Origin of the sequence: Bacillus safensis FO-36b (assembly GCF_000691165.1) — a bacterium.
In the GTDB taxonomy this organism is placed as follows: domain Bacteria; phylum Bacillota; class Bacilli; order Bacillales; family Bacillaceae; genus Bacillus; species Bacillus safensis.
Map to the genome: position 1 here is coordinate 1 of NZ_ASJD01000034.1, position 718 is coordinate 718.

Below are 718 nucleotides of genomic sequence, written 5' to 3' on the forward strand. Positions count from 1 at the left end.
GCGTCCATCCCGGTCCTCTCGTACTAAGGACAGCTCCTCTCAAATTTCCTGCGCCCGCGACGGATAGGGACCGAACTGTCTCACGACGTTCTGAACCCAGCTCGCGTACCGCTTTAATTGGCGAACAGCCCAACCCTTGGGATCGACTACAGCCCCAGGATGCGATGAGCCGGCATCGAGGTGCCAAACCTCCCCGTCGCTGTGGACTCTTGGGGGAGATAAGCCTGTTATCCCCGGGGTAGCTTTTATCCGTTGAGCGATGGCCCTTCCATGCGGAACCACCGGATCACTAAGCCCGACTTTCGTCCCTGCTCGACTTGTAGGTCTCGCAGTCAAGCTCCCTTGTGCCTTTACACTCTGCGAATGATTTCCAACCATTCTGAGGGAACCTTTGGGCGCCTCCGTTACATTTTAGGAGGCGACCGCCCCAGTCAAACTGCCCACCTGACACTGTCTCCCTGCCCGATAAGGGCAGCGGGTTAGAAGGTCAATACAGCCAGGGTAGTATCCCACCGATGCCTCCACCGAAGCTAGCGCTCCGGTTTCCAAGGCTCCTACCTATCCTGTACAAGCTGTACCAACATTCAATATCAGGCTGCAGTAAAGCTCCACGGGGTCTTTCCGTCCTGTCGCGGGTAACCTGCATCTTCACAGGTACTATAATTTCACCGAGTCTCTCGTTGAGACAGTGCCCAGATCGTTGCGCCTTTCGTGCGGG

At 56.5% G+C, this 718-nt stretch carries 1 rRNA gene; it reads right to left on the reverse strand.

The features are described from left to right. A 23S ribosomal RNA gene (locus BA81_RS18950) occupies nt 1-718 on the reverse strand; the annotation flags it as partial.